Source organism: Belliella kenyensis (genome assembly GCF_022549675.1).
GTDB lineage: Bacteria > Bacteroidota > Bacteroidia > Cytophagales > Cyclobacteriaceae > Belliella > Belliella kenyensis.
Map to the genome: position 1 here is coordinate 158,778 of NZ_JAKZGR010000009.1, position 25,592 is coordinate 184,369.

24 protein-coding genes are annotated in these 25,592 nt (G+C 39.3%); 18 read left to right on the plus strand and 6 right to left on the minus strand.

Features of this window, described 5'->3' with window-relative positions:
- Window positions 1–49: 49 nt before the first annotated feature.
- From MM214_RS11285 to MM214_RS11300, 4 genes are all read left to right on the plus strand, one after another.
- Window positions 50–1,432 (plus strand): OprD family outer membrane porin, encoded by a 1,383-nt coding sequence (locus MM214_RS11285; protein ID WP_241295492.1) that lies wholly within the window; start codon window positions 50–52, stop codon window positions 1,430–1,432.
- A gap of 86 nt (window positions 1,433–1,518) precedes the next feature.
- Window positions 1,519–2,100 carry a YeeE/YedE family protein gene (locus tag MM214_RS11290; RefSeq protein ID WP_241295493.1) on the plus strand — a complete coding sequence of 194 codons (582 nt, stop codon included), beginning with the start codon at window positions 1,519–1,521 and terminating at the stop codon, window positions 2,098–2,100.
- A gap of 13 nt (window positions 2,101–2,113) precedes the next feature.
- Window positions 2,114–2,596, plus strand: a complete 483-nt coding sequence (locus MM214_RS11295) for a DUF6691 family protein (protein ID WP_241295495.1) — start codon at window positions 2,114–2,116, stop codon at window positions 2,594–2,596.
- A 283-nt stretch (window positions 2,597–2,879) separates the two neighbouring features.
- A complete protein-coding gene (locus tag MM214_RS11300) occupies window positions 2,880–4,028 on the plus strand; it encodes an MFS transporter (RefSeq protein WP_241295497.1) in 1,149 nt (382 codons plus the stop codon).
- Between the two features lie 294 nt (window positions 4,029–4,322).
- Here MM214_RS11300 and MM214_RS11305 read toward each other — a convergent pair whose 3' ends face one another.
- Window positions 4,323–6,458: a M3 family metallopeptidase gene (locus tag MM214_RS11305; protein WP_241295499.1), complete on the minus strand. Its 2,136-nt coding sequence runs from the start codon at window positions 6,456–6,458 to the stop codon at window positions 4,323–4,325.
- Window positions 6,459–6,615: 157 nt separating this feature from the next.
- Between MM214_RS11305 and MM214_RS11310 the strand changes: the two genes are divergently transcribed.
- The 7 genes from MM214_RS11310 (at window position 6,616) to MM214_RS11340 (ending at window position 13,091) form a co-directional block, all read left to right on the plus strand.
- Window positions 6,616–7,869: an alkaline phosphatase family protein gene (locus MM214_RS11310; protein ID WP_241295501.1), complete on the plus strand. Its 1,254-nt coding sequence runs from the start codon at window positions 6,616–6,618 to the stop codon at window positions 7,867–7,869.
- Window positions 7,869–8,270: a group III truncated hemoglobin gene (locus tag MM214_RS11315; RefSeq protein ID WP_241295503.1), complete on the plus strand. Its 402-nt coding sequence runs from the start codon at window positions 7,869–7,871 to the stop codon at window positions 8,268–8,270. The genes MM214_RS11310 and MM214_RS11315 overlap by 1 nt, the downstream gene beginning before the upstream one ends.
- Before the next feature lie 570 nt (window positions 8,271–8,840).
- Window positions 8,841–10,082: a dihydroorotase gene (locus tag MM214_RS11320; protein ID WP_241295504.1), complete on the plus strand. Its 1,242-nt coding sequence runs from the start codon at window positions 8,841–8,843 to the stop codon at window positions 10,080–10,082.
- Entirely contained in the window at window positions 10,082–10,597 is a 516-nt protein-coding gene (locus MM214_RS11325) for a DUF4199 domain-containing protein (RefSeq protein ID WP_241295505.1), read from the plus strand. The genes MM214_RS11320 and MM214_RS11325 overlap by 1 nt, the downstream gene beginning before the upstream one ends.
- An 8-nt stretch (window positions 10,598–10,605) precedes the next feature.
- Window positions 10,606–11,151, plus strand: a complete 546-nt coding sequence (locus tag MM214_RS11330) for a DUF4199 domain-containing protein (RefSeq protein ID WP_241295506.1) — start codon at window positions 10,606–10,608, stop codon at window positions 11,149–11,151.
- Window positions 11,152–11,160: 9 nt separating this feature from the next.
- Window positions 11,161–12,123: a glycosyltransferase family 2 protein gene (locus MM214_RS11335; RefSeq protein WP_241295507.1), complete on the plus strand. Its 963-nt coding sequence runs from the start codon at window positions 11,161–11,163 to the stop codon at window positions 12,121–12,123.
- A complete protein-coding gene (locus tag MM214_RS11340; protein ID WP_241295509.1) occupies window positions 12,123–13,091 on the plus strand; it encodes a glycosyltransferase in 969 nt (322 codons plus the stop codon). Before MM214_RS11335 ends, MM214_RS11340 begins: the two co-directional genes overlap by 1 nt.
- Before the next feature lies 1 nt (window position 13,092).
- On the opposite strand, the gene MM214_RS11345 is transcribed toward MM214_RS11340, so the two are convergent.
- Complete coding sequence (locus tag MM214_RS11345; RefSeq protein ID WP_241295511.1) at window positions 13,093–13,854, minus strand: class I SAM-dependent methyltransferase; 762 nt, start codon at window positions 13,852–13,854, stop codon at window positions 13,093–13,095.
- A gap of 368 nt (window positions 13,855–14,222) precedes the next feature.
- Between MM214_RS11345 and MM214_RS11350 the strand changes: the two genes are divergently transcribed.
- The 3 genes from MM214_RS11350 to MM214_RS11360 are packed head-to-tail and all read left to right on the plus strand — an operon-like array spanning window position 14,223 to window position 18,371.
- Complete coding sequence (locus MM214_RS11350) at window positions 14,223–15,569, plus strand: efflux RND transporter periplasmic adaptor subunit (RefSeq protein ID WP_241295513.1); 1,347 nt, start codon at window positions 14,223–14,225, stop codon at window positions 15,567–15,569.
- A 47-nt stretch (window positions 15,570–15,616) separates the two neighbouring features.
- Window positions 15,617–16,894 carry an ABC transporter permease gene (locus MM214_RS11355; protein WP_241295567.1) on the plus strand — a complete coding sequence of 426 codons (1,278 nt, stop codon included), beginning with the start codon at window positions 15,617–15,619 and terminating at the stop codon, window positions 16,892–16,894.
- The gene (locus MM214_RS11360) at window positions 16,887–18,371 is read left to right on the plus strand and encodes a TolC family protein (protein ID WP_241295515.1); all 1,485 of its coding nucleotides are present in this window, start codon (window positions 16,887–16,889) and stop codon (window positions 18,369–18,371) included. Before MM214_RS11355 ends, MM214_RS11360 begins: the two co-directional genes overlap by 8 nt.
- 8 nt (window positions 18,372–18,379) lie before the next feature.
- Here MM214_RS11360 and MM214_RS11365 read toward each other — a convergent pair whose 3' ends face one another.
- From MM214_RS11365 to fabG, 4 genes are all read right to left on the minus strand, one after another.
- Window positions 18,380–18,553, minus strand: a complete 174-nt coding sequence (locus MM214_RS11365) for an Arc family DNA-binding protein (protein WP_241295517.1) — start codon at window positions 18,551–18,553, stop codon at window positions 18,380–18,382.
- Window positions 18,554–18,675: 122 nt separating this feature from the next.
- Window positions 18,676–19,524, minus strand: coding sequence for an SPFH domain-containing protein (locus MM214_RS11370; RefSeq protein ID WP_241295519.1), 849 nt, complete (start codon window positions 19,522–19,524; stop codon window positions 18,676–18,678).
- A 113-nt stretch (window positions 19,525–19,637) separates the two neighbouring features.
- Complete coding sequence (locus tag MM214_RS11375; RefSeq protein ID WP_241295522.1) at window positions 19,638–20,945, minus strand: M23 family metallopeptidase; 1,308 nt, start codon at window positions 20,943–20,945, stop codon at window positions 19,638–19,640.
- A gap of 185 nt (window positions 20,946–21,130) precedes the next feature.
- The gene (fabG, locus tag MM214_RS11380; RefSeq protein WP_241295524.1) at window positions 21,131–21,877 is read right to left on the minus strand and encodes a 3-oxoacyl-[acyl-carrier-protein] reductase; all 747 of its coding nucleotides are present in this window, start codon (window positions 21,875–21,877) and stop codon (window positions 21,131–21,133) included.
- A 201-nt stretch (window positions 21,878–22,078) separates the two neighbouring features.
- On the opposite strand from fabG, the gene MM214_RS11385 reads away from it, so the two are divergent.
- The 4 genes from MM214_RS11385 (at window position 22,079) to MM214_RS11400 (ending at window position 25,506) form a co-directional block, all read left to right on the plus strand.
- Entirely contained in the window at window positions 22,079–22,474 is a 396-nt protein-coding gene (locus MM214_RS11385) for a GxxExxY protein (RefSeq protein ID WP_241295526.1), read from the plus strand.
- Between the two features lie 162 nt (window positions 22,475–22,636).
- Window positions 22,637–24,037: a dihydrolipoyl dehydrogenase gene (lpdA, locus tag MM214_RS11390; RefSeq protein WP_241295528.1), complete on the plus strand. Its 1,401-nt coding sequence runs from the start codon at window positions 22,637–22,639 to the stop codon at window positions 24,035–24,037.
- Window positions 24,038–24,133: 96 nt separating this feature from the next.
- Window positions 24,134–24,667, plus strand: coding sequence for an RNA polymerase sigma factor (locus MM214_RS11395; RefSeq protein WP_241295530.1), 534 nt, complete (start codon window positions 24,134–24,136; stop codon window positions 24,665–24,667).
- Window positions 24,667–25,506, plus strand: a complete 840-nt coding sequence (locus tag MM214_RS11400) for an anti-sigma factor (protein ID WP_241295532.1) — start codon at window positions 24,667–24,669, stop codon at window positions 25,504–25,506. Before MM214_RS11395 ends, MM214_RS11400 begins: the two co-directional genes overlap by 1 nt.
- Window positions 25,507–25,592 lie beyond the last annotated feature (86 nt).

Here is a 25,592-nt window from a genome sequence, read left to right on the forward strand (position 1 = left end):
AAGTGATTTTTGTCACTTTTTACGGGTTTTGTTTTTTAGACTTTTGGGAATGATTCGGATTTTAGTCTTATGGATGCTTCTCTTGATTCCCGGCTTTGTGTTTTCATCTCAAAGTCTAGACACAGCAGTAGTGAAGGGGCCTTCTCTGAAAAGTGATCTTAAGCGTGGAGAATTTGATTTTCACTTCAGATCGTATTTCATGTCTACGATTAATACTGGCCCTATAATAGATTATGCAACTTTAGCCGCTGGTGCTGGAATTGGATATACCAGCCCAGAGTGGGGTGGATTTCATTTTAGGTTCAATGGCTTTTTCACTTATCAGGTTTATGAGCAAAATGTCCGAATAGCAGATCCCATTACTAATGCAGGGAATAGGTATGAAATTTTGCTCTACGATATGAATGATATCGAAAATACCAATAGACTGGATAGGCTAGAGGAGTTGTATATTGCGTATAGAAGGAATAGGCTGAAGTTTGTTATAGGTAGACAGAAAGTGAATAGCCCTCTGGTCAATGATCAAGACAATAGGATGAGGCCAAATATCTTTCAGGGCTTATCTGCAACATATTCTGGATTGAAAATCAAGACTACTATGATGTGGGTCAACCAAGTGAACATAAGAGGTACTGTGGATTGGTATAAGATTGATGATTCCTTTGGTGTATATAGTTTTGGAAGGAACCCTTTCGGGGAGCCTTCAAACTACCGCGACAATATAAAATCAAAAGGACTTGGGATTATCGGTGTCCAATTCCATGATGAGGGCTTGACAGGACAATTGTGGAATTATACAGCTGATAATGTATTCAATATGAGCTTTGGGCAAGTCGAATATATAAGCAGTTTGACTAAAAGCACAAGGCTATATTTTGGACTTCAAGGTTTTCATCAATTACCTATTCGAGATGGGGGAAATGCTGATCCACAACTGGCCTATATGCTTCCAAGTGAGCGAACTTCAGGTGTTGGGGCAAAAGTGGGGGTGTTCAAAGGCAATCATAATTTCTCATTCAATTACCTAGCAATAGATGATAAGGGTAGATTTCTATTTCCAAGAGAATGGGGCAGGGAACGATTCTTTGCAAGCCTGCCAAGAGAGCGTTTTGAAGGAGCTGGTGATATGCAGGCTTATACCTTCAAATACGACACGATAACAGGGATAGATGGTCTCATTGTAGAACTTGGTGCAGGTTTGGTCAATCACTCGGGGATGAATGCATACACAACCAATAAATATGGAATCCCTTCATATTATCATTTTGTAGGTCAATTGGAGTATAAGTTCAAGGACTACTATGAGGGCTTAAACCTACAACTTCTCGCTGTGAATAAAGCTCCTAAAAATGGGGAGAATCTAACAGACGAAATGCGTATCAATAGGGTAGGTATGTGGAATTTGAACTTTATTATTGATTATAGATTTTAGCTTATTAGCATGGAAGAAGTAAATTCAGAAAGTAGTAGATGAACTTCTTGATTTGGAATAAAACAACAAACATAAATTATAGTAAAATGGAACAATTAATTGCATGGATCTCTCAACCTTGGCCATGGTATGTCGCCGGTCCGCTGATAGGTTTGACTGTACCTGTATTGCTTTTGGTAGGGAACAAATCTTTCGGGATATCATCTTCTTTGAGGCACGTGTGCGCAATGTGCGTACCTGCGAATATCCCCTTTTTCACATATAATTGGAAAAAAGAGATGTGGAATATAATATTTGTATTGGGGGTATTGGTAGGGGGCTTTTTAGCCACAACCTTTCTTTCCAATCCAGACACCATAGTAGTAGCTGAATCTACTCAAGCGGATTTGGCAGCCTTAGGTATCACTGATTATTCTAAACTGATGCCAGCAGAGATTTTCAATTGGGAAAATCTATTTACGGCTAAAGGTCTACTTTTCTTCGTGATCGGAGGGTTTATGGTTGGTTTTGGGACTAGGTATGCAGGAGGCTGTACCTCTGGGCATGCGATCATGGGAATATCCTCTTTGCAATGGCCTTCGCTAGTGGCTACGATATTTTTTATGATTGGTGGATTTTTGATGACCCATGTGCTTCTAGGTCCATTGATGAAATTGGTTGGTTTTTAAGAAAAGGTAAATTATGAAAGTGAAAGAACAAGTGAAAAATTTACAGCCTGAAGCGTGTGAAGCGCCAAACATGCAAGAAAGCAAAGAAGGCTTATTGAAATATTTAATTATAGGGATATTGTTTGGGACAGTATTTGTCAAAGCAGAAATCATCTCTTGGTTTAGGATTCAGGAGATGTTCAGACTACAGTCCTTTTTCATGTATGGGGTGATAGGTTCTGCTATAGCTGTAGGGGCATTGTCGATTCAGTTGATCAAGCGATTCAAAATAAAATCTCTAAAGGGTGACGAAATCAAAATCCCCAAAAAAGAATTCAGAAAAGGCCAAGTTATCGGTGGATTGATATTTGGCTTAGGATGGGCGGTGACTGGAGCTTGTCCAGGACCACTTTTTGCTCAGATAGGAAGTGGGTTTACCGTAGTCTTGGTGACATTACTTAGTGCCATAGCGGGGACCTGGGTATATGGCAAGTTTTCTGATAAGCTTCCAAACTAAGAAATCAATGGCTGTCTCAATAGAGATGGCCATTATTCGTTAAATACCTTTTTGATCACAAGCCTGATCATCAATATGGCAGCAAGAACCACACTGCCAGCGATTACAAATTCCATATGTTCGAAACTGCTGTAGCTGAGGAATTGTTTATGGTAAAAAAAATAACTGCGTATTTTTGGAGTTCAATCGATTGAAATTTTTTCAGCTTTCAAATTGTGATTTTTGGCTTTTGGCTGGGTGGAAATAGGTGTAACTTGCAGTCTGATTTCACCTATTGATACCTATGACACTATTGCAAAAAAGGAGAGCGGCTCTCGGAAGTTTATTTTTTTTGGCAGGTATTTGCTTCGCTTCTTGGGCATCCAGAATTCCCGATATTCAGGCAAAGTTTGAGCTTTCTGAATCTCAATTGGGTACTTTACTTTTGGGTTTACCCATAGGCTCACTCATCGCCCTGCCCCTAGCTGGATGGCTAGTTCATAAGTTTGGAAGTAAGCTAGTGATTATGATTAGCGGCTTGGGGTACATGATGTTTTTACCTTTGATTGGTTTTAGCTTTAGCCTTTGGATGCTTGTTCCTGTGATAGTGACATTTGGGATGATTGGCAATTTGATGAATATATCATTGAATACCCAGGCATTGGCCATTGAGGATATGTATGGAAGGAGTATTTTGGCATCTTTTCATGGACTGTGGAGTCTCGCTGGATTTGCAGGAGCTGGAGTGGGCGGGATCATGATTTACTTAGATGTATTGCCTAGGATTCACTATCTCTTTATAGCAGGTATTGTATTGTTGATTTTAATTGTTTCCCCACGGTTTCTGGTCAAGGAGCAAGGGGCAAAAGGAAGTGGAGGTTTAGTACTGAAGAAGCCTGACAATTTACTTTTAAGGATTGGAGGTATTGCATTTTTGGGTATGTTATCAGAAGGGTGTATGTTTGATTGGAGTGGTGTTTATTTCAAAAAAGTAGTTACTATCGATGCCAACCTAGCTTCTTTGGGATATGTAGCCTTTATGGGGGCAATGGCTTCAGGAAGGTTCGTTGCTGACAGGTTGAACAATCGATTTGGAAGATTAATGATTCTGAGAGGAAGCGGTGTGTTGATTTTTTCGGGATTGATCTTGTCTGTCGTTTTTCCTAGTGCAGTACCAGCAGTTCTTGGTTTTTTGCTGGTTGGGTTAGGTGTAGCGGCGATTATTCCTGTTTCTTATAGTATTGCAGGTCGGTCAAAGCAGTATTCGGCAGGTGTAGCTTTGGCGATGGTCTCTACCATTTCATTTTTCGGGTTTTTGGTAGGCCCTCCTTTGATTGGGTTTATCGCAGAGGTTTCGAGTCTAAAAGCTTCATTTGTGCTAATCGCCGTTGCGGGACTTGGGATTACTTTATTGACAAGTATCCGAATGGATGTGTTTGATGACGCGGTTTGATTTTGCCGCGAAGTGAGCCAAGTTTTTATCCAAAGGTCGTAAAGTGGATTTTCAATAGCGTGAATTGGAAATTGTTTTGATTCACTTCTTTGAAGAAATATAAAGTGAAGCGTTTGTTGATTTTTTGAGAAAAAAGTGGAGGATAGAATGGCTCTACCCCAAAGTGAGCTGAATTTTTAGCCAAAAATATTGAAGCGGATAAAAGTTAGTCTAAAAAACTTCGAGGAATTGTGACCTTAAACAGTTAAAGCCACAAGACCCCGAAGTTTATTGAATGAGTTATGTGAGTACTTCTTATTTACTTCTGTTCACAGAAACTTGATCCAAGCCTCTCTTCTTCAGAAGTGCATCAATTTTTGGTTCTGCACCTCTGAAATTCACATACATTTTCATTGGCTCGTCAGTGCCTCCTTTTTCTAGGATTTCTTTTCTGAAGGCTTGTGCTTTTTCTTGGTTGAAAAGCTCGGTTTCTTTGAAAGCTTGGAAAGCATCTGTGTCGAGTACCCCTGACCATATGTAGCTATAGTACCCAGAAGAGTAGCCACCTGCGAAAATATGCTGGAAGTATGGACTTCTGTACCTTGGGATGATTTCATCTATCAAACCAATTTTCTCCATAGAGGCTTTCTCAAATTTCTCAGCATCCATAGTGATGTCCTCTGACTGGGTGTGGTAATCCAAGTCCATGAGTGAAGCTGCAAGGTATTCTGTAGTTCCAAAGCCCTGTCCGAAAGTACCGCTTTTAGTAAGCTTAGCGATCAATTCATCAGGAATCACTTCGCCAGTTTCATAATGAAAAGCATATTCTTTCATCACGCTTGGCTCTGTAGCCCAATTTTCCATTACTTGTGATGGTAGCTCTACAAAGTCTCTAGGAACTGAAGTTCCTGCCAAGCTTCTGTATTGTACATTTGAAAGCAAGCCATGAAGGGCATGTCCAAACTCATGGAAGAAGGTAGTCACTTCGTCAAAAGTTAATAAAGCTGGCGCATTTGCAGTAGGTCTAGAGAAGTTACACACAATAGAGATTATAGGGGCTTTTCTTTCTCCGTCTTCTGTCTTTTGTGCTCTGTATGAAGTCATCCATGCTCCTCCTCTTTTGGATGCTCTTGGGTGAAAATCCATGTATAATACTCCTACATGGCTTCCGTCGGCTTCTTTGACTTCATAAGCTTTAGCGTCAGGATGGTAAGTAGGTATGTTTTCGATTTCTTCAAATGTAAGTCCCCATAGGTTCTTGACTACCATGAAAACACCGTCTTGAACTTTTGCCAATGAAAAATAAGGCTTGATCTCCTGTTCGTCAAGATCAAATTTTTGCTGGCGCAATTTTTCTTCATAGAATCTCCAGTCCCATGGTTCAATTTGGAAATCTTTACCCTCAGCTTTCACCAAAGCTTGCATTTCATCCCTTTCTACTTTTGCTTTTGCTAGGGCAGGAGCCCAAAGCTGATTCAATAGCGTATACACATTGTCAGCATTTTTTGCCATGGACTCTTCCAAGACATAGTCTGCATGGGTCTTGTAGCCAAGTAGCTGAGCCTTCTGTCTTCTCAGGTTAGCAGTCTCGATCAAGCCTGCTTTGTTGTCGTATTCATTGCCTTGGTCGGCTCTGTTTTTGTAGGCTTCCCAGATTTTTTTTCGCAATTCTCTGTTTTCTGCATATTGAAGAAATGGCATGATGCTAGGATTCTGAAGTGTAAAAACCCATTTGCCTTCTTCACCAGCAGCTTTTGCATCATCCGCTGCGCTTTCTATTAGCCCTTTAGGTAATCCTGCAAGGTCTTCTTCTTTGTCTACCACAAGCTTGAATGCATTGGTTTCAGCAAGTAGGTTTTGACCAAATTGAAGCGTAAGCGATGATAGCTTGGTATTGATTTCTCTCAACTTTTCTTTGTCAGCCTCACTTAGGTTAGCTCCATTTCTTACAAAAGACTTGTAAGTTTTTTCCAAAAGCTTTTCTTGCTCAGGGTTAAGGTTAAGAGATTCTTTGCTGTCCCATACTGCTTTTACTCTTTTGAAAAGTTCAGCATTCAAAGAAATGTTGTCGCTATGCGCAGAGATTTCTGGAGCTAATTCCTTAGCTATTGCTTGAATCTCATCATTGGTATTAGCGGAGTTCAAGTTATAAAATACAGTGGAGGCTTTGCTCAATAGTTCTCCAGCATACTCCATTGCCTCTATTGTGTTTTCAAACGTCGGTTCTTCCGAGTTGTTGACGATTTGATCGATTTCTGCCTGATGCTGCTTGATGCCTTCTCGGATGGCAGGAGCAAAATGCTCATTTTTGATTTTGTCAAATGGAGGGACTTCAAAAGGCGTATCATAAGCCTCAAAGAAAGGGTTCATAGCGTCTGTTTTTTGTTCACTTGGCTCACATGCATACAGCATAGTAGCTGTGGTGGCCAGGGCTAAAATTGTTTTTTTCATATCCAATTCATATTTGGGTTGGTGGTACAAATATAGCTATATTATCAAGTTGTTGAAAATGTCACTCAAATCAGCTGTTGATATTATTTTTTCTGTGGTATTGGGTACTATGCTGGCTTGACTTACCTTTGCCGTGATCAAATGGAAAAATTAGAAAATGAGCATTATAAAGGGGTTGATAGTTGTGAGTTGTATTTTTGGCATGCTACAGCAAAGTCTTGCACAGTCAGGTGATTCATATGTGATTTTGATTTCTTTGGATGGATATAGGTATGATTATACAGCGCGATTTCAGCCAAAGAATCTATTAGGGATGATAGCTGAAGGCACAGCTGCCAAGTCTATGATCCCCTCATTTCCGACCAAAACCTTCCCGAATCACTACAGCATTGCAACTGGGATGAAGCCTGAGAATCATGGCCTAGTCAATAATGCATTTTATGATTCGAGAAAGGATGAAGTCTATAGTATTCGCAATAGAAATATTGTAGAAGATGGCTATTGGTATGGAGGGAAGCCACTTTGGGTGTTGGCAGAGGAGCATGGCCTCAAGGCTGCGAGTTTTTTCTTTGTCGGCTCTGAAGCAGATGTTCAAGGGGTAAGGCCTTCCTACTATAGAAACTATGATGCTTCTGTCTCTAATCTGACTCGGGTCACGCAAGCTTTGACATGGCTTGAGCTACCTGAAGAGGAAAGGCCCAGGTTGATCACCTTGTATTTTTCAGATATAGATGATGTAGGACACGCTTATGGACCTAATAATGATGAGCAGCTAAAAAGAAGAATTGAAAAGCTAGATCATGAACTAGGGGTGTTATTTGAAGGAGTGAAAAGTCTCGACCTCGAGGTAAATCTATTTGTAGTGTCTGATCATGGGATGGTCGATGTGCCTAAAGAGAATTTGATCAACCTTGATCACCTCACCAAAGATATAGACGCAAGGGTAGTTAATAATGGTGCTCTGGCACATCTTTACTTAAATAATCCACTTGAATTAGAGGATGTTTTTCTTAAGCTGTCTGATTCTTCAGAACCTTTTCAAGTGGTGAAAGTAAAGGATAAGCGATATTACAAGAATATAACATCTTATGCAGATCGACTTGGAGATTTACTTATCATGCCTGATTTGGGGTTTTATTTGGCCACCACTCCTGACATGGTCAAGTATCAGCAGAAGTCAGGGACGTTGAAAACAGAAGTCTTTGGCGAGCACGGCTTCAGTCCAGCGTATAAAGAGATGCATGCCATATTTTATGCAGCGGGAGAAAGCATCAAGGAGGGATTGACCATAGATTCTTTTCAAAATATTCATGTCTATCCCTTGATTGCACATCTCTTAGGTTTACCGATTCCAGAAGGTATAGATGGGGATTTGAAGGTGTTGAAAAAGATATTGAAAAGTGAAGAATAATGAAGGAAATAGAGGGTAGAAAAGAAGTGTCAATATTGGTTAGGTCTTTTTATGAAAAAGTAAGACGAGATGAGCTGTTAGGGCCAATATTTAATGGGATTGTGGAGGATTGGGAAATGCATCTGGAGAGATTGACAGATTTTTGGGAGATGGTTTTATTGCACTCTGGGCCAGGTGCAGGAAAGTTCAATCCAGTGCCAGTGCACAAGGAGGTAGATAGGCATACAGGGAGTGAGATTGATCAAAACCATTTTGAGCATTGGCTTTCTCTATGGGAGGTCACTTTGCAGGAACATTTCGAAGGAGAAGTAGCTGAATTTGCTAGAGCACATGCGCACAAAATGGCACATATCTTATTTTTTAAAATCATGGAAGGTAGAAGCGCTTTAGGTCATCAGTAGCTCGTTAGAAGTTTTTGCTTTAAGCTAACAATTGAAAATAGAGTGGCAAAGTATTACTTAATATGTATATCCGTTTTTTTGCAATAACAAGTATTTTATCCAAACAATAGATTACTTCGGGGTTAGTTTCGATGAGCTTCAAGGAATAGCTGGATCTTGAAAATCCCAAATATGACTTGGTTACTGGTGTCTTTGCGTAAACACACAATAATTAATTTCCTCAATGCGGTATTTAAAATATCAGCATTAGCTTTATCACTTATTCACCTATTGGATTTTTAGAATAGAAGATGAAAACATTTTCAAATATTAATTTGCCAAATCTGATAATACGCTTTTTTGCCAGTAACTTCAATTCATTGGCTCAACAGATTGTTAATGGTCAATATCCATAAATATCTAATATCAATTTTTATCGGAAGTTAGATAAATCGGAATTTTGTAATGTTATTGGCAAAGTTCCGTATATCCATATTGCCAAAATACATTAGTATATTTTTTTCAACCTAGTTTAGCTGTTATTTCATAATTAGGGAATAAAATTGCAGTTTTGCACAAACTCAATTTTCTATGTCTATTCTGCTAAAATCGCTTAGGTTTATTGATTGTGATACTGTTCATGAATTGAATGATTATGTCGTTGATAGTGATGGCTTAAGGGAGTATGATGCTGACTCTTCTGTGAATATTACTGAAACTATTGACTGCCAAGGATTATTTTGTTCAGAGGGGTGGGTGGATTTGAGGTGTCTTGCAGGAGAACCGGGAGAGGAGTATAAAGAGACACTAGAAAGTCTTGGGGAATTGCTTAAGCAATCTGGATTTGCCAAGGCAGTGCTGATGCCTAACACTAAGCCTGCTTTACAATTCAAAAGTGATCTTTTATCCTTGAAGCAAAGGACTAGTGAGTGGTTTACGGAAGCGTTATTTCAAGTTTCGGTTACCAAAGACAACAAAGGGGAGGATTTTACAGATATATTGGACTTGAATGCTCATGGAGGGTATATTTTTGGAGATGGTTTGCAACCTTTGAGTAATCCAGATAGGTTCATGAAAGTACTGCAATACCTTCAGAAGTTTGATGGAGTGCTTTTTGACCACAGTTATGAACCCTTATTGGCTTTATTTGGTCAGATGCACGAGGGAGTGGTGTCTACTCGAATAGGAATGAAAGGGATTCCAAATCTTGCGGAGGAAGTCGCCGTCAAAAGAAATATAGATATCCTAAGATATGCTGGTGGCAACTTGCATTTCCAGACGATCAGTACAGCTGGTGCTGTGACGGAGATAAGGAAAGCTAAACAAGAGGGATTGAATGTAACATGTGATGTCTCTGTATATCAATTGATCTTTACTGATGATGATCTTCAAAGTTTTGATACTCATCTGAAAGTAAATCCCCCATTTAGAAGTAAGGAAGATAGGGAGGCACTTATAGCTGGTCTGAAAGATGGCACGATTGATGCCTTGGTGTCCAATCATCAGCCTCAGGATTTTGATGCAAAGCATATGGAGTTTGATTTAGCTTCATCGGGAATGATTGGTTTACAGACTTTCTTACCTGCTTTGGTTAAGCTTTCAGAAGAAATGTCTTGGCCTTTACTTATTTCCAAGGTTACAAAAAGTGCTGATGCAGTTTTGAGATCTCATGGAAGTAAATCTACCAAGTTTACTATTTTTGACCCTAAAGCATCTTGGGAATATGATGTGAATTCTAACTTTTCATTGTCCTCAAATCATCCATGGATGAACACTGCTTTGGCAGGGAAAGTAAAGTATGTAATCAGTCAAGGTGAACTTATCAAACTATAATGTCTAAATATTTCTCTTACGCCATACAAATAGGACTACTAGGTGCAGCATTTTCGATAATAGCCTTTTTTGGTATTGGTCTTATTCTTGGTCAAGACCCTACTTTGTCGAGTCAGTTGTTTAGTTTTGTGACAGTGCCCTTATTTGTAGGTGCAGCACTTTACTTTATCAGGTGGAAGCTCAATGACAATCATCTGAGCTTTGCAGAGGGAATGACAGTAGGTTTCGTGGTTTATTTTACAAATGCCCTGGTGTCTTTTGTAGGTATTACTATAGGCTTGTATTTGGCACCTTCATTATTTGAGATCATCAAGGAGAATAAATTACTGATTACGGCAGATAAAAAGGACTTCACCATACAGCAATATGGTCAAGAAGTATTCGATAGAACTTATCAAAGTATAAGTGAACTTACTGTTGTGAATATAGCTTTGAACGATTTTATTTGGAAAATTGTCTTTGGACTATTTTTTACAATCATTATTTCCATTATTTTGAGAAGAAATTTAAACTGACAAATCATATGGAACCAAAACAAACACCTTTTAAAGCAGGAATCAATGCAGGGTTGATCCTTGGTATTGTATCTATTATCTTAACTTTTGTATTTTATTTTCTAGGAGCCGAGCAATTGGTAAGTACTTTGTTTCAAGTTGTTTCCCTTGTAGTTACTTTAGGTTTGGTAATTTATTTCGGGATTCAATACCGTAAGTCCATTGGAGGATATATGGAATTCGGTGCGGCGTTTAACTTTTCCTTTATCACTTTGGTGGTGGGAGCTTTGATAAGCGTAGCTGGTTTGATGGTTTTGTACTATGTGGTGGATCCAGCTTTGCCAGGAGTGATGGCTGATGCTACATTAGAGAAAACTATGGGCATGATGGAAAGTTTTGGTGTGGCAGATTCCATGACTAGTGATCAAATTGATGAAATGAGAAAGTCTGTTGCGGATGGCTTCACGCCTTTGGGTATGCTGAAAGGTCAGCTATTTATGCTCATAGGCTATGCAATAATAGCTTTGATTATTGGAGCTATTTTAAAGAGAAGAGATAAATCATTAGATTATTAACCAAAAAAAATGACTCAAATTTCCATTGTTGTACCTGTTTTCAATGAACAGGAGTCTTTGCCAGAATTGAGTAATTGGATCAGCCGGGTCGTCAATGACCACGGCTTTTCTTATGAAATAATCTTTGTCAATGATGGAAGTACGGATGGTTCTTGGGCGGAGATTCAGCGGCTAGCTTCTTTGAATCCAGCTATAAAAGGAGTGAATTTCACTCGGAATTATGGTAAATCAGCAGCACTGGATATGGCATTCAGCAAATCCTCAGGTGAAGTTGTGATCACTATGGATGCAGATCTCCAAGATAGTCCAGATGAAATCCCTGGGCTATATCACATGATCATGGAGGAAGGATATGATGTGGTGTCAGGATGGAAGAAAAAGCGCTATGATCCAATCTCCAAAACAATACCTTCCAAGTTTTTCAATGGAGTGACTAGGTGGATATCTGGAATCAAATTGCACGACTTTAACTGTGGTTTGAAAGCCTATAAGCTCAAAGTGGTCAAAAACATCCATATCTATGGAGAAATGCATCGCTATATTCCACTTATAGCCAAGTGGAATGGATATACTAAGATCGGTGAGAAAGTGGTCGAACACAGAGCACGCAAATACGGGGTGACCAAGTTTGGACTTGAAAGGTTTCTCAACGGGTTTTTAGATTTGATCTCTGTATCATTTGTAAATCGCTATAAGAAGAAACCTATGCATTTCTTCGGGACACTTGGGACAGTATCATTTTTAACCGGCTTTTTGATCACTATTTGGCTTATTTTTCAAAAAGTATATGGGCTCTATCAAGGAAGTAAAGTAAGGGAGATCACAGATCAGCCGCTGTTTTTCTTAGCCTTAGTAGCATTGATCGTAGGAGTTCAGTTGTTTTTGACTGGATTCATATCGGAGATGATGACTTCCAACAATTCACGCAAAGCAGATTACAATATCAGTGATCAAGTGAACTTAGAAGATTGATGCAATTCACTGTAATCATACCAGTATACAATAGACCTGAAGAAATTGATGCTCTACTAAGGAGTTTGGTGACTCAAGATCCATTGCCTTATGAGGTCATTGTCGTAGAAGATGGTTCTTCGGTAAGGTGTGAGCAAATCGTGAATTCCTATTTGAATAGGTTGAACGTAAAATACTTTTTTATAGAGAATAGTGGCCAGGGCTTTGCAAGAAACTTTGGCATGGAAAAGTCAACAGGGGATTTTTTTGTGATGTTCGATTCAGATTGTGTTATACCAAAGGGCTATTTCAATATTATAGCGCTTGCTATTGAAAGTAGAGGACTTGATGCATTTGGTGGTCCTGATGCAGCCTCGAGTGAGTTTTCGATACTTCAAAAAGCTATGAACTACAGTATGACGTCATTTTTGACCACTGGAGGTATTAGAGGGAAATTAAAAAATCCTGGCAAATACCAAGCAAGAGGATACAATATGGGCTTGTCCAAAAATGCCTTCACAGCATCAGGCGGATTTGTAGACCCCAATAGTGGGGAAGATATAGAATTGAGTATACGGCTTAAAAAAATGGGATATAGGCTTGAATTGGTTGAAGAGGCTTATGTATATCACAACAGAAAGAGTACCTTTACTTCATTTTTCAGACAAAGTTTTTCATTTGGGAGGAATAGAATCAATATCAGTCGATATCACTCTGACGCAGTAAAGCTAGTTCATCTTTTGCCAATGTTATTTTTGCTTTTTTGGAGTGTTACATTGCTTTTTAATATTCTGCTTCCTACAGGTTCGATAGTGAATATCGCCAACTTTATTTTGGTACTTTGGCTGATTGGGGTTTTGATCAGTGCTACTGTGGCTAATCAATCTTTATTCGTTGGTTTTTTGGCTGTTATTACCTCTTTCGGTCAGCTAAGTGCCTATGGATTAGGTTTGCTATACGAATGGTTTGTGAAAAAAACGAAAGGTTGATTTATCCTTTTTCGCAGTAGAAGATTATCTCATCTTTTGGTAAGGCATATTTGGAAACAACTTCCTTGCTTAGAGATTTTACGAAGTGATTCTCACTCACTTTTAGTCCAGATAAGCTCAATCTGCTTGCGTAATCTTTGCCATATTTGCGAACATGATCTCTCTGCCCAAAAAGTTTTTCGCGCATAGCTGGATCAGTGATTAATTTGTCTTCTTGCGTTGAAGGGATATCATACACTGGTGATTGGATGATTCCCCAGCCTGTGTCTTTGAGTACACGATTGATTTCTTGACAGGCTAAGATATCGTCTTCTACATGCTCCATGACATGATTACAGAATACCACATCAAAGGTATTTGCTTCAAAAGGAATCTGATGAACGTCCATTTTTACTTTTGCAAGTGGCGACTCGATGTCTCCAGTAATGTAATCCAGATTCGGTAACTTGTTCATCCTATCGATAAAGCAGAGCTCAGGCGCGATATGAAGCACTTTGAGAGGCTTGTTGAAAAATGGAGTTTCTTTTTGTAGAAAATGCCACATTAACCTGTGTCTCTCAAGAGCAAGGCAATTTGGACAAAGGGCATTTTCTCTAACTTTTCTTCCATAAGGTAGGAATTTCCTAAAATGACTTCCACACACGTTGCAGGTGACTGCATTGCCTTTATAAAAAATGGCTAGCACTCTTAAAAAAAAGTGGGATACCAATTGTAGGTACTTCCTAGGAATGTAGCGGATGACGAAGCTGATGATTGACTTCATTTATACATTTTTGATATTGTTCACTTTTATTTTTCGCAAGATAGTCAAAGATGTGTCAATGGTTGAAAAGAATTTGTGGATATTGGGAATTTCGAGACTATCCACATTTTTTGAGTTGCGAAATTTAATGTTGTTTTGTGTGATTAGTTATTGATAATCAACTGTTTTGAGTGGAGGAAGGTCAAAGAATTGAGTTTTAGTTTTGATCTGATAGAGGTTGACCCTTTTTTGCAGTAATATTTGAAAAATTGAATCACTCTAGTTGCATTCTTAAGTTTTATGTCAATGGTAGTATAAAATGCTCGTTGGGGAATGTTTGTTTTTTCGAAATATTAGTTTTGTAATAGTCAATTACTAAAAATTTTAGAATGAAAAATAAAAAAATATATATAAGTATTGGTATTGCTTTGATTGTTTTGGTTTTTCTTTGGCGTTTTTTGTCAAGCTCAGTTGGAGAATCTTTCGAGATCATGGCCGAGGTAAAACAGGGGAGTTTCAAAGTTGAAATCACTAGCTCAGGGGAATTGGAAGCATTGAATTCCGTGGAAGTATTGGGGCCAGTGGAGGCAAGAAGGTTTAGAGTAAACAACATGACGATAGAAAGTATGGTTGATGAGGGGACAGTTGTAAAACAAGGTGATTTTATTGCAGAGCTTGATAAATCTGAGCTCTTTGGGCGAATTGAAGACAAGCGTCTAGATCTTGAACAAAGTAGGGCGCAATATGAGCAAATACAACTTGACACCTCTCTTGTTTTGAGACAGGAGCGTGATAATATTACGAATTTGGAATATGGTGTTCAAGAGCGAAAGCTAGTGGTAGAGCAGTCACAATTTGAGCCGCCTGCTATCATCAAGCAGAATGAATACAATTTGGAAAAGGCTGAAAGAGATTTGGATCAAGCCAAAGATCGCTATAGGGTCAAAAGACTACAGGAAAGGGCTAGGATGGTGGAAGTATCGGCTCGAGTGAGAGAAAATGAAAAAGAGTTAGAGCAGATGAAGGAGGTTTTGGAAAAATTCACGGTGACAGCACCTCAAAATGGGATGGTCATCTACCAGTCAATGCGTGGAGGCAAAGTCAAGGCAGGTTCGCAAGTCAGTGCTTGGAATCCCGTGGTAGCCACTTTACCAGATCTTTCCAGAATGAGGAGTGTGACTTATATCAATGAAGTAGATATTCGGAAAATAAAAACGGGTCAGGAGGTAGAGATAGGCTTGGATGCATTTCCTGATAAGAAATTGACGGGGAAAGTAACTAGAGTTGCTAACATTGGTCAGCAAAGACCAAATTCTGATGCTAAAGTATTCGAAGTGGTGATAGAAGTCAATGAGAGTGATAATACTTTAAGACCAGCTATGACTACGAGCAATAACATTGTCGTAGATCGATTAGAGGATGTTAATTATGTGCCATTGGAAGCGATCAATGTACAAAATGACAGTATCAACTTTGTATATTTGAAAAATGGCAGTAAGCAAGAGGTTTTGCTCGGGACTTCAAATCTAAATGACATTGTCATAGCAGCAGGAATAAAGGCTGGAGACAAGGTATACCTCTCTACACCTTCTTGGGCAAAGGATTCTCCCGTCAAGTTGCTTCCAGAACTTGAAGGAAAGCGCAGGCAAAAAAATGAGCCAGAAGTTGTGAAGGAGGAAGTTAGAAATGATAGGTCTAGCAGGCCTAGAGGTGAGCGAAGGAGGGAAAGACCGTGAAGAAGCCTCTGTTAAATGAAAGATTACTGGCCAATTTTTCTATAGCAATGGAAGCTGTCATTGCCAATAGATTGAGGTCATTTCTTACAGCTTTGGGGATTATTTTTGGAGTCGCAGCTGTGATCGCAATGCTTGCAATCGGTAATGGTGCTCAGCAAGAGATTATGGAGCAGATCAAACTTGTAGGAGTGAATAATATCGTGGTAACTCCAATAATAGAGCAAGTAGAAGAAAGTGTGGACGAGCAAAGTGACCTAGATAGTGAGCGTAAGCGATTTTCTCCTGGTCTAAGGCTCTTAGATGTGGAATCTATAGCAGAGACCATTCAGGGCATCCAGCAGCTAAGTCCAGAGATTGTTCTCGAAACGCACATGGTATATGGGGGAGTGCGAAGGTCTGCCAAGTTGGTAGGAATAAAACCTTCCTATTTTGAAGTTCTAGATTTTAAACTAGAGGAAGGGAAGCATTTTACGAACTCCAATCAAATAAATGGAGACCCTGTCTGCATCATTGGAAAAGCTGTGCAAAGGAAATTTTTTCCCAAAGAAAATCCCATAGGTAAACGGATCAAAAGTGGGAATCAATGGCTAGAAATCATTGGTATTATGGAAGAGCGGTTGGTCTCTGAGCAAAGCATTTCTAAACTCGGAATTAGGGATTTTAATATGGATGTATATGTTCCAATACAAAGCATGCTGATCCGATTCAAAAACAGAGACTTGATAACTAGTTTTGATTTAGAAGGGGGGACAGGAAATCAAAAAAATCCCAACTATCATCAAATAGATAAGCTTGTCATTCAGGTGAAAGAAAGCGAGTCTCTCAAACCAACTGCTGAGGTTGTTGCAAAACTTTTGGCAAGAAGTCATAATGGTGTTGTGGATTTTGAGATTACCATTCCAGAACTACTATTAAAGCAGCAGCAGCGAACCCAAAATATATTTAACATCGTGTTAGGAGCCATAGCTGGCATCTCTTTATTAGTCGGGGGTATAGGTATCATGAATATCATGCTAGCTTCTGTAATGGAAAGAATAAAAGAAATTGGCCTAAGACTTTCGTTAGGTGCGAAAAAATCCGATATTGTCAATCAGTTCCTTTTCGAATCAGTCATGATCAGTGTGTCTGGGGGATTGATAGGTGTGATTTTGGGAGTAGTGTTGGCTTATTTGGTGTCAGTGTTTGGAGATTTTCCCACTGTAGTATCCTTTTCATCTATCATTTTATCTTTTGGAGTCGCTGCTACGGTAGGTTTGATTTTCGGAATTGCACCAGCACAAAAAGCTGCCAGTCAGGATCCAATAACATCTTTACGATATGAATAGAAAATTATCACTTTGTCTTTTTATAGTAGGATTTTGTCTTACTGATCACATGAGCATGGCTCAGCAGCGCGTAGAGTACTCACTAGTACAAGTTGTGGATAGAGCCAAAGCACAATCTCCAGCAGCACTTCGAGTGGAGACTCAGCGTGAAAATAGGTACTGGCAGTATAGACTTTTCAGGTCTAATTACAATCCCCAGTTGAGACTAGGCGGAACTATCCCAGGATTCACACAAGCATTCAATAATGTGGAGCAACCTGATGGGACTTTCGTTCCCCGTCAGATCAGGCAAAACTTGATGGATGTAGAACTTGGCGTTCAGCAGGAAATTGCTGCTACTGGTGGAGTGATATCCGTCAATTCATCCACCAATAGGTTTGATAATTTTTTGGCTCCCGCAGGTCTTCCGAGGACTCAATGGACGGGAGTGCCCGTCAATGTGAGGGTAAGTCAGCCGATCTTTAATTTCAATCGCTTAAAATGGGATAAAAAAATTGAGCCATTGAGGTATGAAGAAAGTAAAAGGGAATTTGTCGAGGCTATGGAAGGGATAAGCAGGACTGTGACGAATCTGTTTTTCGACTACCTAGAGGCACAAGTGAACTTAGAAATATCTACTTTGAACCTAAAAAACACAGAAGATATCTTCAAGATAGAGCAAGGAAGGTATAATATTGGGATGACTTATGAGGATAAGTTGCTTCAGGTAGAGCTGCAAGTACTGCAGGCCAAGCAACAGTTGGCACAAGCTAGGCTTGATATGGAGGAGAGGTCTCTTCGCTTGAAATCTTTTGTGGGTCTGAATGAAGCCACTGACCTTATTTTGGTAGTACCTCAAGATATTCCAGATTTTACAGTGCCTGTAGATGAGGCTTTACAAAGAGCCTATCAAAATAGGGCCGCAGCTTTGGGGTTTGAAAGAAAAAGAATCGAAGGAGATGCAGAAATTGCTCGTGCCAGAGGCCAAAGATTTGATATGACTATCAATGCTTCATATGGACTTAACAATGCAGGCCTTGATTGGAGAGATCTTTACACTGATCCAAACAGGCAAACTTTGGTCAATCTTGGGTTTTATATTCCAGTACTAGATTGGGGAAGAAATAAAGCTAGAATGGGGCAAGCCAAAGCAGCTAAGAAGCTGATTGAATATGAAGTAGATCAAGAAATGATTGATTTCGAGCAGCTAATTTATACTAAGGTGAAAAACTTCGAAATGTTGAAAGACAGGATGGAAGTTACCAAAGTATCGGATTTAGTGGCAGAGAAAAGGTATGAAATATCTCTTGGAAGATATCAAACTGGAGGTGTAACAATCACAGACCTGAATATTGCTCAGCAAGAAAAGGATAGTAACAGAAGAGCTTACATCCAATCATTGAGAGATTATTGGTATGCATATTATGAGATGAGAGCCATTACATTGTATGATTTTGAAAACAAAAGATTATTATACAATCCAGAAAATATAGACTGATCAAAAGGTCAAGACCTCAAGTCTTGACCTTTGTTTTTTTCAATCCTTCTAGCTTTTTTTAAAGCCTCATAAATGATCCATTCTATTTGGCCATTGGTACTGCGGAATTCGTCTTCTGCCCATTTTTCCACAGCCTGCATCATCTTTTCATCTAATCTTAGGGCAAAGGGTTTTTTAGCCATTACAGTTATTTTCCTTCAAGGTATTTATTTTCACTTGAGCCTTAATTGGTTACTTTTTCAAAATGATTAACCATATGGTGAAGCTATCCGATATTTCATAGCCTTTTTTGATTGCCAAAGCTTTACTGATTTAGGGTTCCGACGTTCAGCACTGGACTTGCAGAGCGGTCTGAGCACAATACCACCATCAAATTGCTGACCATTGCTGCTTTTCTATCTTCTTCGAACTCTATGATACCTTTGATTTTCAAATCTTCTAGAGCCATCTCCACCATACCCACTGCACCGTCTACGATTTTTCTCCTTGCTGCTACGATTGCAGTGGCTTGCTGACGTTGAAGCATTGCAGAAGCTATTTCGGAAGCATATGCCAAGTGAGAAATCCTTGCTTCGATCACTCTGATGCCAGCGTGATTTAGTCTTTCTGCTATTTCTTCTTCCAAAGAATGATTGACTTCTTCTACCCCAGAGCGAAGTGTGATTTCAGCATTTTCTGCTTCAAAATCATCATAAGGGTACTTTCCAGCCATTTTTCTTACTGCTGCATCAGTCTGTAAGTGTACAAAGTTTTCATAGTCGTTTACATCAAAAGTTGCTTTGAAAGTATTTTCCACTTGCCAAACTACAATCGTCCCTACCATAACTGGATTGCCTATTTTGTCATTAACCTTGAGTGGCTTGTTTTCAAAATTTCTGACACGTAATGAGATTTTTTCTTTCGTCATAAAAGGATTTACCCAGAAGAATCCATTGGCTTTCACTGTTCCTTTGTAAGCTCCAAATAGCACCAATACCATGGCCTTATTTGGTTGGAGTGTAAAAAAACCAGGTACAATACCAATGAATAAAATGATTGATACAATCGCAAGGATTACTATTTTACTAACTACAGCAAATACACCGATAGCAATCAACGCTAAAGCTACCAAAATCATAAGATAGCCTGAAAGAGGTTTTGTTATTTTTTCCATATTGTTATGATATTAAATTGATATCATAACAATATACTTATTTAGTCGGTGTTTGGTTGTGAATTCCAAAATAATTATTCATTATTTGCATTAAAGAAATGAGAAATACCTTATCAGTTTACGATCCAAAACATATCCCCCGAACCAGTTTGTATCATTTTTCGATTATCAAATTCACCGATGATACTTGCATCATCATTCAATAAATTAGCCTTGAAGGGGCGTGAATCCTCATAAACGGCTTGTATCAAAACATCTTCATTGAGGTCAATCTTAGAAATAGGAGTTAGGTTGTTGGAAACAAGATTTTGATAAATGAAACCAGTTTCACCGTTTGGGAGCATGATCCTATACCATCCAGCTACAGCTGCTTGAATATTAATTATGGTGTTGCGGGGCAGTTGCCTAATTCTATTGGATTGGGTGCTTGGCTCTTGTCTGAGATTGGCTTTTTCGACAATGATTTTGTTAATCGCACCCAGCTTGCTACTATCAGCAAAGTTTGCTGAATTGAAGTCAGCAGCAGTAGCCAAAAAATGAAAGGGATCTACAGCTCCTCTTCCAGACCTGTAGATGCCAAAGTGAAGATGTGGTGGAGTGGTGATGGCGTTTCCTGTGTTTCCCACCAATCCCAAAGTGTCCCCTGCGATGACTTTTTTTCCTACATTAACAAGCTGACTATCAAGATGTGCATAGTAAAAGGAATAGGGGCCAGAACTCAAACTTACAGTTTTGCCTCCTAATCTATTCGTGCCCACACGGGAGACACGGCCTTCGGTGACAGCAAGCACTGGAGTTCCTTTGGGGGCAAATACATCTATACCTTCATGCCTTCTTGAACCGCCATCTCTATCTACTCCAAAGAAGCTACCAATTGATTTATGAGTTTTTCCTTCTATTGGAAAAGCTAGTGAAGCGTTGTAGCGAATTCGAATTTGGACAATTCCACCTCGGAAGAGTTCTGGCTGTACCCTTATTGCATGTGTGCTTGTTTTTGAAACCTGATAGGTAAGTGAATGATCTTCTTTTGCAAAATGTATGTTTTTCCAGGATTCACTGTTTTTCTCAAAAACATCAATGAAAATCTTACTGCTATCTTGAGAAATGTGATCCAAAAGGATTTCAATTTCTTGACCTTCATTTACCTCATAAGATAAGAAGACAGCTTGAGGTTTGGATTGATCAAATCTGGTAACTTCTTGATAGGGTAAGGTTATGCTATAAGGTGCACGCAACGCTGATTCCCCTGCTTCCAGCCAATCTTTTGCTATGGCATAGTTTTCCATTCCAGCATTTCTAAGGCTAGATTCATAGTCTTTGTAAGGGCTAGAAGTTCCTAGAAGCTTATCGATTTTGATGCCATTACATGAGAAGAGTAATGTGCAGCAAACAAATAGTATTGTCAATGGTCTGGTTTTCATACATAAAAAAAGAACAAGAACCATGCGGGATATTTGTAGTAATGAGTAAGCATTATATTTAAAGAAAAAAATGCTTGTTGATAGAGTGGGATATGAGGTAAGGGTAAGTTACATTTCACAAAAAAAAAGCCTCATCAAAATATTTTGATGAGGCTGTCTATTTTACATTGTACTTAGTACAATAATTAAGTCAACATGGCGCCGTCTACTTGAAGCACCTGACCCGAAATGTATGAACTCATATCTGAGCCTAAGAATACACAAGCATTGGCTACCTCATCAGGCTGTCCACCTCGCTTCATGGGGATTGCATCTCTCCAGCCTTGAACAGTTTTTTCATCCAGGACAGCAGTCATTTCTGTTTCAATAAACCCAGGAGCTACGGCATTGCATCTGATATTTCTAGAACCTAATTCTAAAGCAACTGATTTAGTAAAACCTACTATCCCCGATTTGGAAGCAGCATAGTTTGCTTGACCAGCATTACCTTTGATACCTACTACAGAGGTGATGTTGATGATGGCTCCAGCCTTAGCTTTCATCATGGTTCGAGTGGCTGCTTTTACAGTGTTGAAGCAAGATTTAAGGTTTACATTGATGACCTCATCCCAAGCTTCTTCAGTCATTCTCATGAGTAAGTTGTCACGGGTGATTCCAGCATTGTTTATTAAGATATCAAGTCCTCCAAATTCAGAAACTACAGCGTTTACCAATTCTTCTGCGGCAGCAAATTGTGATGCGTCAGAACGATATCCTTTTGCCTTGATTCCATATGCTGCCAGTTCATTTTCCAATGCTTGGCCTTTCTCTACGCTAGAAAGGTAGGTGAATGCTACGTTTGCACCTTCTTGTGCATATTTGATTGCGATTGCTCTTCCTATTCCTTTAGATGCTCCCGTGATCAGAGCCGTTTTCCCACTTAGTAATCCCATGGTTTGAAATTTAATGTTAAAATGAAGGCTTAAAATTAAGAAAAAATATATTGGGTATGGAAGTTAGCTCGCAAAGATTGCAAAGAAGCTAAGAGACGCAAAAGGAATTTTCAAATTTGGGAAAGATTTTTTTGTGATAATTACTTAGTATGACTATTTTCATTACCTTAAAAGTAAATTGATTTTTAAGACTAAATTTTTATGACAGAGAATCAAATTTCAAGAGTTGTGATTGGTAAAGCCATTTTTATCCATAGGAAGCTTGGTCCTGGATTGCTTGAAAGTGCTTACGAGAAGATTTTGGCTTATGAGCTTCAAAAAGAAGGTTTTGATGTGAAGTGTCAGGTTTTATTACCGATTGAATGGGAAGGAATGCCTATTGAAAAAGCGTACAGGGTTGATATTTTGGTGGAAAACAAAGTGATCGTTGAGTTGAAGTGTGTTGAAGAAGTGTCCAATGTCCATTTTTCTCAGTTATTGACATATTTGAAGTTTTCTGAACTTAAGTTAGGTCTAATTATAAACTTCAAGACTGTTTTGCTGAAAAATGGGTTGCACAGAGTTGTTAATGGACTGAAGGATGATTTTGAAAGGTAATTGGTTAAAAAAAAGTTTTCGGTTTTTAAAAATTATTCTTAGCCTCCTTTGCACCTTAGCGATCCTTAGCGAGATCCGATCTAATTGCTTGTTGCATAATTTTTTTCTCTCCCCAAAAGCCTTATTTTTGCGTAGCTTAAATGAAAATTAAATCAAAGAAATATGTCTTCAACGAAATATGATGTAATAGTAGTGGGTTCTGGCCCAGGGGGGTATGTGGCGGCAATCCGTGCGTCTCAATTGGGTTTGAAAACAGCAGTGGTAGAAGCTGCAGAATTGGGTGGTATTTGTTTGAACTGGGGTTGTATACCTACCAAAGCATTGATCAAAAGTGCACAAGTTTTTGAATATATCAATCATGCCAAAGATTACGGAATCAAAGTTTCTGATGCAGAGATGGATTTCGAAGCTATGGTAAAAAGAAGTAGAGATGTAGCTGGCGGGATGTCGAAAGGTATCCAGTTTTTGCTTAAGAAAAACAAGATTGACCAATTGCTAGGATGGGGCAAGGTACAGCCTGGTAAAAAAGTGGAAGTGGAAGATAAAGATGGTAAGAAAACTGTCTATGCTGCAGATCATATCATCATAGCTACTGGAGGTAGAGCGAGGGAATTGCCAGCGTTGAAGATTGATAATGAGAAAATCATTGGTTACAGAAAAGCAATGACTTTGGAAAAGAAGCCAGCAAAAATGGTAGTAGTGGGATCTGGAGCTATAGGGGTAGAATTCGCATATGTGTATAGTGCGATTGGTGTAGATGTGACCATCGTTGAGTTCATGGATAGAATCGTGCCAAATGAAGATGAAGAAGTATCTAAGACTTTGGAGAAAATATACAAAAAGGCGGGTCTGAAAATCATGACTAGCACGGAAGTGACTTCAGTAGATACCAAAGGTGATGGCTGTAAAGTAACTGTGAAGGATAAAAAGGGTGCAGAATCAACTATCGAGTGTGATGTAGTACTCTCTGCTGTAGGGGTGGTATCCAATGTAGAGAACATAGGATTGGAAGATGTTGGGATTCTAGTAGAAAAAGGCAAAATCAAAGTAGATGAGTACTACAAGACCAATATGCCAGGTTATTATGCCATAGGGGATGTGGTGCCTGGTCCAGCATTGGCACACGTAGCTTCTGCTGAGGGGATTATATGTGTAGAGAAATTTGCGGGTCATCACCCAGAGCCTTTGGATTATAATAACATTCCAGGTTGTACTTACTGTATTCCAGAGATTTCTTCAGTTGGTTATACAGAAGCACAAGCCAAGGAGGCTGGTTATGAATTGAAGGTGGGTAAATTTCCGTTTTCGGCATCAGGTAAAGCGTCAGCTGCTGGTGCAAAAGATGGCTTTGTGAAATTAATTTTTGATGCCAAATATGGAGAGCTTTTGGGAGCACACATGATAGGTGCCAATGTCACAGAAATGATTGCTGAAATCGTTGCAGTGAGGAAATTGGAAACTACGGGAATGGATCTAATCAAAACCGTACACCCTCACCCAACTATGTCAGAGGCAGTCATGGAGGCAGCGGCAGCTGCATACGATGAGGTTATACATTTGTAATTCAGCATAATTAATCTTAATATTATAGGCGCAAGGCATCATGTATGTCTTGTGCTTTCTTTTTTAAAGAATGTCAAACCCCTTAAAAATCACCTTTTGGAAGAAGAACAGTTAGTAGCAGGACTGAGGGCGCAGGATCGAAAGACCGTGGAGTACTTATATGAAAAGTATTCCAGAGCCCTTTTCGCCGTGATTTCTAGGATTATTGTAGATCGGGATATAGCAGAGGAAGTTTTCCATGATGCTTTTATCAAGATCACTAGAAAAATCGACGGCTATGATGAGACAAAGGGAAGGCTTTATACTTGGATGGCAAATATTTGTAGAAACTCTGCCATAGACAAAACCAGGTCTAAAGAATTCTCTAACAGCAGTAAGACCAATACCATAGAAGACTACGTATATGGTATTGAAAGCGAATCGGGTACCTTAGAACTTGTGGATGGGATTGGTGTCAAAGAGCTCTTGACAGCACTCAACGAGGAGCAAAGGTTTGTGATTGAATGTATTTATTTCAAAGGATATTCTCATTCTGAGATCTCGGAAGAGTTTGAAATACCCTTAGGAACAGTGAAGTCACGTATTCGAGCAGCTGTAAATGTGTTAAAAAAGAACTTAGAGAAAATTTAGTGGATATTAGAGCGTACATATCGTCAGGAAAACTCGAACTCTACCTTTTGGGAGAGTTGAGTGAGCGGGAGCAGGAAGAAGTGGTCAAGCTGGCAGCGACATACCCTGAAATCAAACAGGAACTGGAGCAGTTGGAAGATGCGCTTTTTGCCTTCGATAGCATTTCTGGTCCTGCCTTATCAGCAGGCATGAAAGATCGCGTCATGCAGTCTTGGGAAGAAGAAGTGAATTCTGATTCAATACTTCCGAAGTCATTAGTTTTAGAGCGAAAAGAAGAAATCACTGAGGCCAAATCAGTGAAAATAGCTCCTTGGAAAACTTACGCAGCGGCAGCGTCTATCGTAGCAGTAATGGCTAGTATTATAGCTATTTATTTTGCAAATAGGTATTTTGATACAGATCAGCGTCTTATGGCATTGGTAGAAGAAAGAGCAGTGCTAGCACAAGAACTGGATCAGTACAAAGTGAATTACGAACAAGTGGATGGGCAATTGGAAACTTTGTTAGCTGGAAACTTCCAGCGTGTGCCTATGAAAGGCGATGGGTTTGAGATGCAAAAGGACGCGCAGGTAGATGTATGGTGGGATCAAAATGCAGAAAGTGTTTTCATCTCTGTCAATACATTGAATGAACTGGATGAGAACTCAGACTATCAGCTGTGGGCGATCGGAGACGATGGGCCGGTAGGAATAGGTCTGGTGAATGCAGGACAGAAATTTAGCCTGCAACAGATGCAAGCCGTAGCAGCAGCAGGAGCCTTTGCTATCACTATAGAGCCTAAAGGAGGAAGCGAAAGCCCAACCTTGGAAAAGCTCGTAGTTTTAGGCCCAGTTGCTTAATTACTTATACTTATTCTAAAAAAAAACCTGACTGAAAAGTCAGGTTTTTTTATTGTTAAGAAATTGATTTTAAATAGGTTGAAATT